At 57.5% G+C, this 13,273-nt stretch carries 13 protein-coding genes; 5 read left to right on the forward strand and 8 right to left on the reverse strand.

Annotation, left to right across the window (positions count from 1 at the left end):
- The first annotated feature begins 47 nt into the window (after positions 1 to 47).
- Genes iolC through iolB form a run of 3 tightly spaced genes read left to right on the forward strand, consistent with a single transcriptional unit; the run spans position 48 to position 3,763 of the window.
- A complete protein-coding gene (gene iolC / locus FDP13_RS18635; RefSeq protein ID WP_143840106.1) occupies positions 48 to 1,991 on the forward strand; it encodes a 5-dehydro-2-deoxygluconokinase in 1,944 nt (647 codons plus the stop codon).
- 31 nt (positions 1,992 to 2,022) lie between these two features.
- A complete protein-coding gene (gene iolE / locus FDP13_RS18640) occupies positions 2,023 to 2,913 on the forward strand; it encodes a myo-inosose-2 dehydratase (protein WP_033577662.1) in 891 nt (296 codons plus the stop codon).
- A 22-nt stretch (positions 2,914 to 2,935) separates the two neighbouring features.
- Positions 2,936 to 3,763: a 5-deoxy-glucuronate isomerase gene (gene iolB, locus FDP13_RS18645; protein WP_143840107.1), complete on the forward strand. Its 828-nt coding sequence runs from the start codon at positions 2,936 to 2,938 to the stop codon at positions 3,761 to 3,763.
- Between the two features lie 370 nt (positions 3,764 to 4,133).
- Here the strand turns inward: iolB and mltB are convergent, their stop codons facing one another.
- Entirely contained in the window at positions 4,134 to 5,237 is a 1,104-nt protein-coding gene (gene mltB / locus FDP13_RS18655; RefSeq protein ID WP_199886355.1) for a lytic murein transglycosylase B, read from the reverse strand.
- Between the two features lie 265 nt (positions 5,238 to 5,502).
- Here mltB and FDP13_RS18660 point away from each other — a divergent pair, with 265 nt between their 5' ends.
- Complete coding sequence (locus FDP13_RS18660; protein ID WP_012770995.1) at positions 5,503 to 6,435, forward strand: nucleoside recognition domain-containing protein; 933 nt, start codon at positions 5,503 to 5,505, stop codon at positions 6,433 to 6,435.
- Positions 6,436 to 6,469: 34 nt separating this feature from the next.
- Here the strand turns inward: FDP13_RS18660 and FDP13_RS22015 are convergent, their stop codons facing one another.
- The 4 genes from FDP13_RS22015 to FDP13_RS18680 all read right to left on the reverse strand — a co-directional run bounded on the left by FDP13_RS22015 (position 6,470) and on the right by FDP13_RS18680 (position 9,521).
- Positions 6,470 to 6,787, reverse strand: coding sequence for a zinc ribbon domain-containing protein (locus tag FDP13_RS22015; RefSeq protein ID WP_370512563.1), 318 nt, complete (start codon positions 6,785 to 6,787; stop codon positions 6,470 to 6,472).
- Positions 6,788 to 7,152: 365 nt separating this feature from the next.
- Positions 7,153 to 7,935, reverse strand: a complete 783-nt coding sequence (locus FDP13_RS18670; protein ID WP_033577693.1) for a transporter substrate-binding domain-containing protein — start codon at positions 7,933 to 7,935, stop codon at positions 7,153 to 7,155.
- A gap of 486 nt (positions 7,936 to 8,421) precedes the next feature.
- A complete protein-coding gene (locus tag FDP13_RS18675; RefSeq protein ID WP_143840110.1) occupies positions 8,422 to 9,057 on the reverse strand; it encodes an NAD(P)-dependent oxidoreductase in 636 nt (211 codons plus the stop codon).
- Positions 9,058 to 9,113: 56 nt separating this feature from the next.
- Positions 9,114 to 9,521: a DoxX family protein gene (locus tag FDP13_RS18680; RefSeq protein WP_143840111.1), complete on the reverse strand. Its 408-nt coding sequence runs from the start codon at positions 9,519 to 9,521 to the stop codon at positions 9,114 to 9,116.
- 81 nt (positions 9,522 to 9,602) lie between these two features.
- On the opposite strand from FDP13_RS18680, the gene FDP13_RS18685 reads away from it, so the two are divergent.
- On the forward strand, positions 9,603 to 9,989 hold the full coding sequence (locus tag FDP13_RS18685; RefSeq protein WP_012770991.1) for a helix-turn-helix domain-containing protein: 387 nt from the start codon (positions 9,603 to 9,605) through the stop codon (positions 9,987 to 9,989).
- A gap of 218 nt (positions 9,990 to 10,207) precedes the next feature.
- On the opposite strand, the gene FDP13_RS18690 is transcribed toward FDP13_RS18685, so the two are convergent.
- From FDP13_RS18690 to FDP13_RS18700, 3 genes are all read right to left on the reverse strand, one after another.
- Complete coding sequence (locus tag FDP13_RS18690) at positions 10,208 to 11,029, reverse strand: SDR family NAD(P)-dependent oxidoreductase (protein ID WP_143840112.1); 822 nt, start codon at positions 11,027 to 11,029, stop codon at positions 10,208 to 10,210.
- Positions 11,030 to 11,129: 100 nt separating this feature from the next.
- The gene (gene fabF, locus FDP13_RS18695) at positions 11,130 to 12,416 is read right to left on the reverse strand and encodes a beta-ketoacyl-ACP synthase II (RefSeq protein WP_143840113.1); all 1,287 of its coding nucleotides are present in this window, start codon (positions 12,414 to 12,416) and stop codon (positions 11,130 to 11,132) included.
- Positions 12,417 to 12,449: 33 nt separating this feature from the next.
- The gene (locus tag FDP13_RS18700; RefSeq protein WP_143840114.1) at positions 12,450 to 13,256 is read right to left on the reverse strand and encodes an oxidoreductase; all 807 of its coding nucleotides are present in this window, start codon (positions 13,254 to 13,256) and stop codon (positions 12,450 to 12,452) included.
- Positions 13,257 to 13,273: the final 17 nt, after the last annotated feature.

The raw sequence follows: 13,273 nt of genomic DNA on the forward strand, positions 1-13,273 counted from the left end.
GCCGACGTGTTGTCGATTTCCCTTTTGGGCTGACAGGAATGGACATAATGACTACGCAAAAGCAGTTTGATGTGATTTGCATGGGGCGGGTGGCGGTAGACCTGTACGGTCAGCAGATCGGCGCGCGTCTGGAAGACATGGGCAGCTTCGCCAAATATCTGGGCGGTTCTTCCGGCAACGTCGCCTACGGCACTGCCCGGCAAGGGCTGCGTTCCTCGATGCTGGCGCGGGTCGGCGACGAACACATGGGGCGCTTTCTGCGCGAAGAATTACAGCAAGTCGGCTGCGACACCAGCCACTTGATTACCGACCCGACGCGGCTAACCGCGCTGGTGTTGCTCGGCATCAAGGACAGGGAAACCTTTCCGTTGATTTTCTACCGCGATAACTGCGCCGACATGGCCATTACGCCGGAAGATGTCAGCGAAGACTACATCGCCTCGTCACGCTGCCTGGCGATTACCGGCACCCATTTGTCGCACCCGAACACCCGCGAAGCGGTGCTGACCGCGCTGCGCTACGCCCGCCGTCACGGTGTGAAAACGGTGCTGGATATCGACTATCGGCCGGTGCTGTGGGGGTTGACCTCGCCCGGCGACGGCGAAACCCGTTTTATCGAATCCGCTGCGGTGACGGCGCAACTGCAACAGGTACTGAACCTGTTCGACCTGATCGTCGGCACCGAAGAGGAGTTTCATATCGCCGGCGGTAACACCGACACATTGCAGGCGCTGCGTCAGGTGCGTTTGCATACTGCGGCGGAGCTGGTGTGCAAGCGCGGCCCGCTCGGTTGCTCGGTGTTCACCGGCGCTATTCCGGCGTCGCTGGATGACGGCATCACCGTCAAAGGCGTGCGCGTCGAGGTGCTCAACGTGCTGGGCGCGGGCGATGCGTTTATGTCCGGCTTGCTGCGTGGTTATTTGAGCGGTGAAGGCTGGGAAAAAACCTGTGCCTACGCCAATGCCTGCGGCGCGCTGGTGGTGTCGCGCCACGGCTGCGCCCCGGCGATGCCGAGCCGTATCGAACTGGATAATTATCTGGCGCGCGCGCATACGGTGCCAAGACCGGATCTGGACCCGGAATTGAACCACCTGCATCGCGTTACCACCCGCCGTCAGCGCTGGGAAGAGCTGTGCGTGATCGCCTTCGATCACCGTATTCAACTGGAGGAGATGGCGCTGGCCTGCGGTGCCGATCGTAGCCGGATCCCGGCGCTCAAACAGTTGATTCTCAAGGCCAGTCAACAAGCGGCACAGCAAGCCGGGTTGTTGGGTGATGCCGGGTCGCCCGGCAAGGCCGGATTAGCCCCCGGCAAAGCCGGATTACTGTGCGACGGCACCTTCGGGCAAGACGCGCTCAATACCATCACCGGGCAAGGCTGGTGGATAGGCCGTCCGATCGAGCTGCCGGGCTCACGCCCACTGGCGCTGGAGCACGGCAACATCGGTTCGCAATTGGTGAACTGGCCGCTGGAACACATCGTGAAGTGCCTGGTGTTTTTCCACCCGGAAGACGACAGCCCGTTGCGGCTGGCGCAGGAGCGGCAGGTGAGCGAGGTCTATCGCGCCTGTTGCCAATCCGGCCATGAGTTGCTGCTGGAGGTGATCCTGCCGGCCGACATGCCGCGCAGCGACGAGCTGTACCTACGGGCGATTCAGCGATTTTACAACCTTGGCGTCCGGCCGGACTGGTGGAAACTGCCGCCGCTGTCCGCCAGCGGCTGGCAACGGTTGGAACAGTTACTGGCCGAGCGCGATCCCTATTGCCGTGGCGTGGTGATCCTCGGGCTGGATGCGCCAATCGAGACGTTACGTCAGGGGTTCAACGCCGCTGCCGGTCAATCGGTGGTGAAAGGATTTGCGGTGGGACGCACGTTGTTTGCGCAACCGGCGCAGCAGTGGCTGCGCGGCGATATCGACGATCAGCAACTGATCGCCGACGTCAAAGATAACTACCTGCACTTGATCGCCTTGTGGCGTCAGCGCGGCTAACTCCATTAATTCTGAGCAGAAGGAATCGAGAATGAGCGTTCAACTGGGTATCAATCCGCTGACCTGGACCAATGACGACCTGCCCTCGCTGGGGGCGGAAACCCCGCTGGAAACCTGCCTGAGCGAAGGGCGTCAGGCCGGCTTCGCCGGGTTTGAACTGGGCAACAAGTTTCCGCGTCAGTCCGGCGTGCTGGGGCCGATTCTGCAACAACATGGGCTGCGTTTGGTCTCCGGCTGGTATTCCGGCCAACTGCTGACCCGTTCGGTCAACGAGGAAATCGCGGCGGTGCAGGACCATCTCAACCTGCTACGGGAACTGGGCGCCACTGTGTTGGTGTTCGCCGAAGTGACCGGCGCGATTCACGGCGAGCAGGGCACGCCGGTGCATTTACGGCCGCGTTTCCCGGCGGCGCGCTGGCAGGAATACGGCGAGAAGCTCAGCGAATTCGCCCGTTATACCCAGCAGCAGGGGGTGCAAATCGCCTATCACCACCATATGGGAACGGTGATTGAAACCGCCGACGACGTAGACCAATTGATGACCCATACCGGGCCGGAAGTAGGATTGTTGCTGGATACCGGTCACCTCACCTTTGCCGGCGCCGACCCGCTGGCGGTGGCGCAGCGCTGGGTGCAACGCATCAACCATGTGCATTGCAAAGACATTCGCCCCGAGGTGCTGAAAGAGGTGAAGAACCGCAAGACCAGCTTCCTTGATGCGGTGCTGAGCGGCGTGTTCACCGTGCCGGGCGACGGCTGCGTCGACTACCCGTCATTGTTCCAACTGCTGAAAGCGCATGATTATCAGGGCTGGCTGGTGGTGGAAGCCGAACAGGACCCGGCGGTGGCGCATCCGCTGACTTACGCGACGTTGGGATTCAATAACCTGCAACGCTTTGCCCGCGATGCAGGTTTGATTTGACGGTAGCAACCAGGAGGTGGCGATGTCTCGATTACTGTCTCGTTATCATGCGCCGGACGCGCTGGGGCGCATCCAGCAGATTACCCCGGCCCGTGCGGGCTGGCGTTATGTCGGGTTTGAGGTTTACCAGCTATCAACCGGTACGACGCTGGTGCTGCCGGCAGTAGCGCAAGAGCGTTGTCTGGTGCTGGTCGGCGGCCGGGCGACGGTGATAACACCGCAGGCGCGCTTTGAACATATCGGCGAACGCATGAACCCGTTCGAGCGCAAGAGACCTTGGGCGGTGTACGTCACGCCGGGTGAAACGGTGACGATCATCGCCGATACGCCGCTGGAACTGGCGGTCTGTGCCGCGCCGGGCGCGGGTAACCATCCCACCCGGTTGATCGCGCCGCAGGATATCGGTGCCGAGGCGCGTGGCGTCGGGCGCAACCGCCGTTTCGTGCATAATATTCTGCCGGAGGACCAAGCCGCAGACAGCCTGCTGGTGGTTGAAGTTTACACCGACGAGGGCTGTACCAGTTCTTACCCCAGCCACAAGCACGACGTCGACAACCCTCCGCAGGAAACCTATCTGGAGGAAACTTACTATCACCGGCTCAACCCGCCGCAGGGGTTCTGTCTGCAACGGGTCTATACCGAGGATCGCTCGCTGGACGAGTGCATGGCGGTGTATGACCGGGACGTGGTGATGGTGCCGCGCGGTTATCATCCGGTGGCGACGCTGGCGGGCTACGACAGTTACTACCTCAACGTGATGGCCGGGCCGGTGCGCCAGTGGCGTTTTAGCTGGGAGCAGGACCACCAGTGGGTGAACAGCGCGGAATACGCCGCACGGCATAGTGCATAGAGCGACGGATGAGGCTTGTTGTGCAAACGTATTGAGTTCAAGGTGAGAGGTTTTTCCGGCGTCAAAAACTGTGCTGAGGTGGACGACTTCGCCGGATGCGCGGCAGGGAAGCCGCGCAAGCTCGTGCCGCGTTTGGAACGCGTCACGAGCGGTCCGAACAGCGAAGTCGAACGCCGAAGGAACCGCGCAGCGGCACAGTTTAGCCCCTAGCCAGTGGTCAAGGAGAGGCGGCGTTTGAGCCTCTCCTTGTCGTGCGTGCGGTGACGTTGCAAAGGAATTACCGATGCCATCACGCACGAAACTTTTCCACTGCCCTGACATAAATTTGCCAGTAACAAACCCGGCTGTTGTTCAACAGCCAGCCCTAAGCTTAATACCCCATTCGCGCTTTTCTGACTTCATCCCCTAACTGCCATACCGCCATGGCGTAGTGCACGCTGTTGTTGTAACGGGTGATGGCGTAGAAGTTCGGCAGGCCATACCAGAACTGGTAGTAACTGCCCATGTCGAGACGCAGTAAGCTGGCTTCCTGCGCGCCGCCTAATGAAGCGGTTGGGCGCAGCCCGGCCGCCGCCAGCGTTGACACGGAATAGCGGGTTTTGAAGCCGGTTTCCAGTGCGAAAGTCTGGCCGCTGGCGGTCACCGCGACCTGCCCGTCTGGCTGCCAGCCGTTTGATTTGAAGTAGTTGGCGACACTGCCGATGGCGTCTACCGGGTCCCACAGGTTGGCAATGCCGTCGCCGTTGAAATCCACCGCGTATTTCTTGAACGCCGATGGCATAAACTGGCCGTAACCCATCGCACCGGCAAACGAACCACGCAGCGACAGCGGGTCAAAGCCGTCTTCCCGCGCCATCAGCAGAAAATACTCTAGCTCGCTTTGGAAGTACGCGGCGCGGCGCGGGTAGGCGAAGGCCAATGTCGCCAGCGCATCCAGTATGCGGGTTTTGCCCATCACCCGGCCCCAGCGGGTTTCCACCCCGATAATACCGACGATGATCTCCGGCGGGACGCCGTAAACCTGCTGCGCGCGCGCCAGCGCATCCTGATACTGGTTCCAGAACGCAACGCCGTTTTGCAGGTTATCCGGGGTGATGAATTGCTTGCGGTAACGTAGCCAGGCACCGTTGGGAATATTGGAAGGCGTAGCGGTTGACGGCGCGGGGGCTTGTTTATCCATCAGCCTGATGACCCAGTCCAGCCGCTGCGCCTGCGCCAGTACGTCGTGCAGTTGTTGGCGTTCGAAACCATGCTGCTGCACCATCTTATCCACGAAGCGGTTAACTTCCGGGCTGTTGGCGAAATCGCCGTTGGTCAGCATGGCGCCGGCATGGGCGGGAGACAACAAAAAGCCGCCGGATGGGGCGTTGGTGGCAGGTGTACCGATAATTTCAGCCCCAGCGGGCTCAGTGGATTTATTGCTGCAGGCGGACAGCGCCAGCAACAACGGGAAAACAGCAACCAGGCGACGCATCAGATATCCATATAATTCAGTCAAAAACAACGTGGCGGCCATGGTAGCGCAACGTCCATAGGGAAAAAACCGAATTATGACAGACAAGTGCGCGATGGGTTATCCGTCCGTCGTCGCCGCGAATTTTAGTGGTGATTCGATGGCGGGCAGCTAAAAAACGTTGTGGAATATTGTGATGATTGTCACGAAAATAACCGGGCAGAAAATCCGGGGCGCGCCGCTACCGGCGGCAACCGGAGCCGTTTCACCCGTGCAGGGACATTACATGAACGTGATTGGAATTATCATGTCATCGGGGAAAGCCTCCGTTGACGTTGCGCTGTATACACTATTGCCGATTATGGTGGTGATGCTGGTCATCATGCGGTTTCTGGAAGTGAAAGGCGTTGTCGATGCGTTGGTGCGCTGGATGGCCCCCATCCTCAAGCCCTTCGGGCTGACCGGGATGAGCACCTTTGCGTTAATTCAGCTTAATTTCGTCAGTTTTGCCGCGCCGCTGGCCACGCTGGCGATGATGGAAAAACGCGGCGTGTCTGATCGTCATATGGCGGCGACGCTGGCGATGGTGTTTGCCATGGGGCAGGGCAACGTATTTTATCCGCTGACGCCGTTTGGCCTGCACTGGGCGGCGGCGATCGCCATATCGATGATCGGCGGGCTGGCCGCCGCCGCGCTGACCTACCACGTGCTGGGACGCAAACTCTCTATCGAGGAAAGCCGCCGTTCCAGCGAGATCTCTGCCGATGAAACGACCGCCAGAGGCATTATCGGCATTATTAACAGTGCCGGGGCAGACGCCATCAGGCTGGCGCTGGGATCGGTGCCGATGCTGATTCTCTCCATGACGATTGTCGGCATACTGGAGGCCGCCGGCGCGGTGGCGGCGCTTGAGCGTGTCTTCTCGCCGTTGTTGGCCGCCGCCCATATTTCTCCGGTTTTCGTGATGCCGACGCTGGTGAAATGTCTGGCGGGCGGCACCGCTTATTTCGGCGTGGTATCGGACCTGATTCAGCAAGGAAGGATGAGCGTCAGCCAGATCAATGCGTCCGCTGGTTTACTGATTCAGACCTTTGATTTGCCGGGGATCGGTATTTTTCTCGGTGTCGGCTCCCGTTTTACTCGCCTGTTCCGTTATGCCGCATTGGGGGCGCTGTTCGGTATTGTGGTCAGAACCGTGTTGCACGCGGCGGTATTTTAGGCGGTGTCGCGGCATGGCGGGACACCGCCGGATATCAGATGACGGTATTCCCACACTGACCGCAAAATTTTGCACCAGCCTGTACTGCCGTGCCGCACTGTGGGCAGGCCGCTGGCACGAGCGATGAGCCACATTGCTGGCAGAAACGTGCTGTGGCGGCATTGAGCGACCGGCAATTCGGGCAACTCGTCCCCACGTTGTTCCCGGTTGGGTAACGGTCATGAGAATCACGATGGCCGTGGCCGTGATGACCTCCCCCATGATGACCGCCTCTGTGATGACCACCGCCGTGATGACCGCCAAATAATTTATCAAAAATACCCATAGTTATTTCTCCGCTCACAGTTGGCATTTGCCAGACGACCGACGCCGTGGATAAGCATCACCCTTTGTATGCGGCTTATTCAACACCCTGTAGTTACTACAGGGTCAAGCTACTACAGGGTCAAGTTACTGCAGGGTCAAATAATTACAGGATCAAGTGACTACAGGATTGCGTCACATCGACGTAATGACAAAAGACAAGTCAGTGGATAACAATGGCAGGACACGGCCAGCTTCTTGCCTGAGAGGCGGTATTGAAAATGAGTAGCCCATTTCCCCGTACGTTTAGCGGGTGTCTTGCTTCTTCCCGGCCTCATTACAGGCCGGGGGAGTGATTGAACCGGAAAGGAATAGTTCAGTATTAATCAAGGAATCGGTTAACTGTGCCTGATGTTATTCTTTTACGCTTAAATCAATATCGCCGAAATACCGTTTTTTGATACGGGAAAATTCGCCGTTGTTCATTATGTTTTTCAAGCCCAGATTTAACATCTCCTTTGTGTCCGTATCGTCTTTGCGTATACCGTATGCTGAGCCGATACTGAACAAATCCGTATCGGTTACTTCCGGGCCTTTTAACTCAAAATCCTTACCTTCCGGGGTTTGCAGGAATCCGAATGTCAGCGCAACCGATGGGCACAGCGCGCCATCAACCCTCCCGGCATATAAATCTTCGTAAATCGCTTCCTGATCAGGGTAGGTTATAACGTTAACCCCCGCAGGCAGCCAGTGTTTGTTGGCGTAGGCTTCCTGAATAGTGCCCTGTTGTACCGCTATATTTTTCCCTCTCAGCATGTCGGCCTGGGGAAGCAGGTTCGTTTCTTTCCTTGCAACAAATTGGGTAGGTATATGAAAAGCATAGTCGCTGAAACCTATCGATTCTTTTCTCTTTTTCGTGACGCCAAGTGGTGAAATAACGTCTATTTTTTTGGCGAGCAGGGCCGGAATCTGGGCATCGAATGTGTTTACGATATAGTCGCATTTTGCATTGACTGATTTACAGATGGCATCGGTTATATCGATATCAAACCCTGCCGGGTTGCCATGTTCATCCCGCATTTGAAAGGGTGGAAAAGTCAAATCGACGCCAATACGAATGACATCCTGTTTGGCGAATGCAAACGGTGAGATAGTAAAAATAACGATGATTTTCAGGAGAGATAATTTTCTGAACATATGCAATAACACCTCTTTTAACCGTATAAAAATGAATGTAAATATTTCGGTATTCATATCATTACCCGTAGCAGGAAATGAGCTGATACCACGTTGGTCGCCCTGTTAATTTGGACATCGCGGGCCGTATTTCCGGAATGTATGCAACACCGCGTCTATCGCGGTTGTTAGTGAAGACCGCTAATACGCCAGACATTGCATCATCACTTAGCCCCACATCCGGAAAACGGACGCTAAGTTATCGTGAAACAATAACAAAATGTTATTATTTTGTTTTCAGAGTGTAAGAATTATGAATATCCATGCGCGGTAAGACGAAGAGGCTGTTTTTGCATGGTGAATCACTGGGTGGGTGTTGTTGGATGCGCAATCCATAGGGCGCAGATGACGGCACGCCACGAGCTCATCCTCGTGGCGGAATGATGCTGGCGTCACGAAAAACGTAATCTGAATCATCTTGAGATCACTCAGGTATACCCGATCAGGCTATCGTGAGCTGATGCCGGGTGCCTGATTAACAAATTCGGGGTTCGAGATTTGGTCGAACATGAATATGGCAACGTCCTGACGAGAGACTGTCTGCGAATGGGTTGTGTATCCATACAGCCCGACATTCAGGCGGTTTGACGCAGGCGTGTTTTTCAGGAATGCCACACGGACCATCGTCCAGTCCAGCTCTGAAGCACGTATCGTGTTTGCCAGTCCGATAATGTCCTGAAAGGAGCCGGGCATCGCAAACCGGATAAGTAACGCCGGGAACCTGATTTTTAGATCAAATCGGTCTTCAGGATCTGGGGCCGTACCGGTTGATACGGCAATCAGGCGTTTTACGCCTTCCTGCCTCATGACCGCAGTGATGGCGCTCATGGCGCTGGTAATCGGCAAGTCTTTGGGGTGTTTTAGTGAAGTCGGGCCGAGCGCCGACAACACCGCGTCAGCACCCGAAATAGCCTCTCTTAGACTATCCCTGTCGGTGAGTTCTCCGTGTATGACTCGTACGTTGGCGTTTTCAAATGGGCTGTTCGGTCGGGCAAAGACCGTTATATCCATGCCGCGCGTTAATCCTTCATCAATCAGATAGCTGCCGGTTTTTCCGGTTGCACCGAAAAGGGTTATTTTCATGTTAAACCTCGGGGAAATGGAAGGTATGTTGCCGGTGGAGCGGCCGGGTCTCTTAGTTAACGAAGCGTCTGGATTGCTATTGCAACAGGTGCGTAGGGCGATGAAGGCTCGCGAGCAACGTTTTGTGTCGCGAAAGAGGCTGCCAGAAGGATGAGCCCTACGGCCGCCGGAATGGCGCCTTTGGGTTTGTGAACACCAAGGTGTGCGAGTCCGGATAAAATCAGGTGATACAAGATGCCGGCATACGCAAGATCGCTGAGTGCCACATTGAAGCGTGACAGAATCGCAATCGGACCCAGTACTTTTACCACGATCATGAAGGGAACGAGGTAGGAAGCGGAGTAGCCCAACCCCGCCTGTATCTTTCGAACATCGGCGCTCTTCGTGACATATAGCGCGGCTGACGTGAAATAGAGCAGAGAGAGTAGAACGGTACTGATCCAATAAGTATAGATAGCGGTCATAAGGTTCTCACATTCATGTTTGGGATGCGACAAGTGGCAAGAATGTCGTCTAAGATGATAATTCGCAAGTAGGATGAAAAAGTGGTGATAAGTATGGAAAACCATACTAATGAAGGTGAAGAGATCAATATGCACGAAGAAATGCGTCGGGCATTCGCGCTGCTCTCGGGGAAATGGAAGCTGGAGATCATGTGGTTGCTCAGCCAGCGAATCTACCGTTTTGGTGAATTGCGCAAAGCCATTCCCGGTATCACGCAGCACATGCTGACGGCTCAGCTTCGTGAACTGGAAGCGGATGGGTTGGTATCACGCACGGTCTTCGCAGAAGTACCGCCGCGCGTCGAATATGAAATTACCGAGAAGGCTCGCGGACTGGGGCCGACGATGGAGGCGTTGACGGCGTGGTGGCAGGTGTATGGCGGCACGATACCGAAGCGGCCGGCCGCACGCGGGCGCAAGGCTAAATAGAGCGGGGTAAGCGCAGAGGCAACCTTCCCCCATGAGCCCGCCAGCGTAGATAGCTGCGTGTCGGAGGATGGGCCTGCAACAGATACGGAAGACGGGTTGGTTAAGCCGGTGTATTGCTCATGCTTTTTATTTCAATGGATTAGGAAAATGGCACAGGGCCTGAGCGTGAACGACGAGTTTCACGCTCAGGCTGACCGCTCTGGCTGACAAAGAAACGGTTAGTTGTGCTGGGTATCGGCACCGGTGCCGACATCGCCCCAGGCTTCCCATGTCTTGAGCCGCTCGGCATAGACATACGGAATAACCTGGCTGGCAAGCGGGCCAAAGAAGATCCGCAGCGGCGGGTCGTCGGCATCGACCACTTTCAGCAGCGCCGGGCCGACGATATCGGGATCGGCGATCGGCATAGCGGAGAAACTGGCGTTAAACGCATCACGCACTCCGCTGTAAGATTCCAGCGGTGAGGCATACACCGCGGATGCGGAAAAGTCGGTGCTGAACGGGCCGGGTTCGACAATCGTTACGTTAATGCCGAAGGCGGCGATCTCCTGGGATAACGCGTCGGCAAAGGCTTCGACGGACGCTTTAGACGCGCTGTAGATGCCGGTTGTCGGGAAGGAGGCGAGGCCGAGCAGGCTGGATAACATGATGATATGGCCGCTGCCTTGAGCACGCAGGTAGGGCAGCGCTGCCTGCGTCACCCACAGCGTACCCAGCACATTGGTCTCGAATTGGGTGCGTACCTCTTGCTCGCTCATCTCTTCAATCATGCCGAAAACGCCGTAACCGGCATTGTTGACGACGACATCCAACCGCCCGAAGTGCGCGTGCGCCTGACTGATGGCGTCGGTTACGGCCGACTTATCGGTCACATCCAGCGATAACGGTAAAATCGCGCTGCCATAAGCCGCAACCAGATCGGCCAATGAATCGGTAGTGCGTGCGGTGGCGGCGACGTTATCGCCACGCTGCAATGCCGCTTCAACAAAGCGACGGCCGAAACCGCGAGAGGCGCCGGTAATAAACCAAATTTTACGCATAGAAATCCCCTTGATGTTGGCTTGGTGATGACCTGATAACACTTGGCGGAGCGCGTTGTGTCAGCGCTCCGCCTGAGGAATGCCTGCCCAGGCTGTCTTCTTACTCCGCTTCCCAGCGACGGAACAGCACGCTGGCGTTCACTCCGCCGAACCCAAACCCATTCGACAGGGCATACTGCATCGGCATTGCCCGTGCGGATGTCGTTACCAGATCAAGGCCGTTGGCCAGCTCATCCGGATGGGTCAGGTTGAGGGTTGGGGGCACGATTTGATCGCGCAACGCCAGAACCGTGAAAATGGCCTCGATGCCGCCGGCCGCTCCCAGTAAATGACCGGTACTGGATTTGGTTGAGGTGATCGCGACGTTGGAGCCGGTTCCGAACACAGCACGAATGGCGCTCAGCTCTCCCCGATCGCCGACTGGCGTAGAGGTAGCATGTGCGTTGATGTGCTGAACCTCGCCGGGAGCGATGCCGGCTTGTCGCAGTGCTTGCTGCATCGCGCGTTGAGCACCGTCGCCATCTTCCGGGCCGGCCGTCAGATGGTAGGCATCGGCGCTGGTGCCGTAGCCGACCAGCTCCGCCAGCGGACGTGCGCCGCGCGCCAGTGCGTGGTCGAGCGATTCGATCACCAGCAACCCGGCGCCTTCGGCCATCACAAAGCCGTCTCTGTCTCTGTCAAAGGGGCGTGAGGCTTCCTGAGGGCGATCGTTGAATGCGGTCGACAGCGCCCGAGCCGCTGCAAAGCACCCGAGAGTGACGCGGTGTAATGCCGCTTCGGTGCCGCCGCATAAAGCGATGTCCGCTTCGCCGCTGCGTATCAGCCGTGCCGCATCGCCGATGGCTTGCACGCCCGCCGCGCAAGCGGTGACCGGCGCGCCAATCGGCCCTTTGAAGCCATGCGCGATAGAAACATGGCCGGCCGCCATGTTGGCGAGGAACGAGGGGGCGGTAAATGGCGACAGCCGGCGCGGCCCGCGCTCGTCGGTGGTTCGCACCGCCTCGGCGATGGCGCCGAACCCGCCGACGCCGGACGCAATGATCGTGGCCGTTCGCTGACGTTGAGACGCTTCGGCAGGGGTCCACCCCGCCTGAGAGAGCGCTTCTTTGGCAGCCATTAACGCAAACTCAATGAAACGATCCATTTTCTTGCGTTCTTTGGGCGCAATGACCTCCCCGGCGTCATAACCCGCCAGCGGATCGTCCTGGCGATCCGGCACCTGCCCGCCGATCAACGTGCCTGTACCCTCGGTAAACTCGGCAGGTAACGTTCGAATACCCGATTGTCCGGCCAGCAGGCGAGACCATACGTTTTCGGTGCCACATCCCAATGGCCCGACAATACCGGTTCCTGTCACGACGATACGTGTAGCGTTTCCCGTACTCATGGCGTATTTACCTCTAAGAAACTGATAAAATGGTCAATTGAGCCCGAAGGTTTTACGTAAACTGGCATCGACCGGTCCGGCAGGCATAAAGCGGCGCAGTTTACGTAGCAGAGAGGCTTGCCCTGACGGTGTGCGGCGCATCTGCCACGGCCCCAGCGCGGCATCGACAATCGTGGCGGCCACCCCTTCAGGGTCGGGAGCGCTTTTGACGCTGTTGACGATGGCGTGTAATGCCTGTCCCCGCTCGCGATCGTAGCTGTCGAGTTTGGCGCTGGTCTGCGGCGCATTGATATCCAGATTGGTGCGGGTGAAAGACGGCTCCACCAGCGTGACGCGGATACCAAACTGGCGTACTTCGTGATCCAGACTTTCCGTGAGTCCTTCCACCGCATGTTTGGACGCGGAGTACAGCCCCATGTACGGCGCCGGGAGGAAACCGAGCACCGAACTGACATTGACGATCCGCCCGCTACCCTGCGCCCGCATGAGCGGCAGCACCGCCTGTACCGTGCGCAAAATACTGAACACGTTGGTATCGAACAGGGCGGCCGCTTCCGCCGTCGACGTCTCTTCCACCGCGCCGACTAAGCCCGTTCCCGCGTTATTGATAAGCACATCAATACGTTGAGCCCGCTCAACGATAGACTGAATGCCGCGCTGTACGGCGTCGTCATCACGCACATCCATTTCGATCAGTGCCACACCGGGCAATGCATTCGCGGTGTTGATGTTGCGCACGGTGCCGAAGACCATACAGCCCTGGCTGGCAAATTTCTGTGCTACGGCACGTCCTATGCCTGACGATACGCCGGTAACCACCACAACCTTTTGTTTTGACATAGCAAGTCCTCTCAAAT

The sequence above is a fragment of the Dickeya sp. ws52 genome (genome assembly GCF_007210685.1).
GTDB classification, from domain to species: domain Bacteria; phylum Pseudomonadota; class Gammaproteobacteria; order Enterobacterales; family Enterobacteriaceae; genus Dickeya; species Dickeya chrysanthemi.

Excerpts from the sequence above, each read along its gene's own strand:
- iolC (WP_143840106.1), top strand. The coding sequence starts at position 48 with ATGACTACGCAAAAGCAGTTTGATGTGATTTGCATGGGGCGGGTGGCG.
- iolE (WP_033577662.1), top strand. The coding sequence starts at position 2,023 with ATGAGCGTTCAACTGGGTATCAATCCGCTGACCTGGACCAATGACGAC.
- iolB (WP_143840107.1), top strand. The coding sequence starts at position 2,936 with ATGTCTCGATTACTGTCTCGTTATCATGCGCCGGACGCGCTGGGGCGC.
- mltB (WP_199886355.1), bottom strand. The coding sequence starts at position 5,237 with ATGCGTCGCCTGGTTGCTGTTTTCCCGTTGTTGCTGGCGCTGTCCGCC.
- FDP13_RS18660 (WP_012770995.1), top strand. The coding sequence starts at position 5,503 with ATGAACGTGATTGGAATTATCATGTCATCGGGGAAAGCCTCCGTTGAC.
- FDP13_RS22015 (WP_370512563.1), bottom strand. The coding sequence starts at position 6,787 with ATGCCAACTGTGAGCGGAGAAATAACTATGGGTATTTTTGATAAATTA.
- FDP13_RS18670 (WP_033577693.1), bottom strand. The coding sequence starts at position 7,935 with ATGTTCAGAAAATTATCTCTCCTGAAAATCATCGTTATTTTTACTATC.
- FDP13_RS18675 (WP_143840110.1), bottom strand. The coding sequence starts at position 9,057 with ATGAAAATAACCCTTTTCGGTGCAACCGGAAAAACCGGCAGCTATCTG.
- FDP13_RS18680 (WP_143840111.1), bottom strand. The coding sequence starts at position 9,521 with ATGACCGCTATCTATACTTATTGGATCAGTACCGTTCTACTCTCTCTG.
- FDP13_RS18690 (WP_143840112.1), bottom strand. The coding sequence starts at position 11,029 with ATGCGTAAAATTTGGTTTATTACCGGCGCCTCTCGCGGTTTCGGCCGT.
- fabF (WP_143840113.1), bottom strand. The coding sequence starts at position 12,416 with ATGAGTACGGGAAACGCTACACGTATCGTCGTGACAGGAACCGGTATT.
- FDP13_RS18700 (WP_143840114.1), bottom strand. The coding sequence starts at position 13,256 with ATGTCAAAACAAAAGGTTGTGGTGGTTACCGGCGTATCGTCAGGCATA.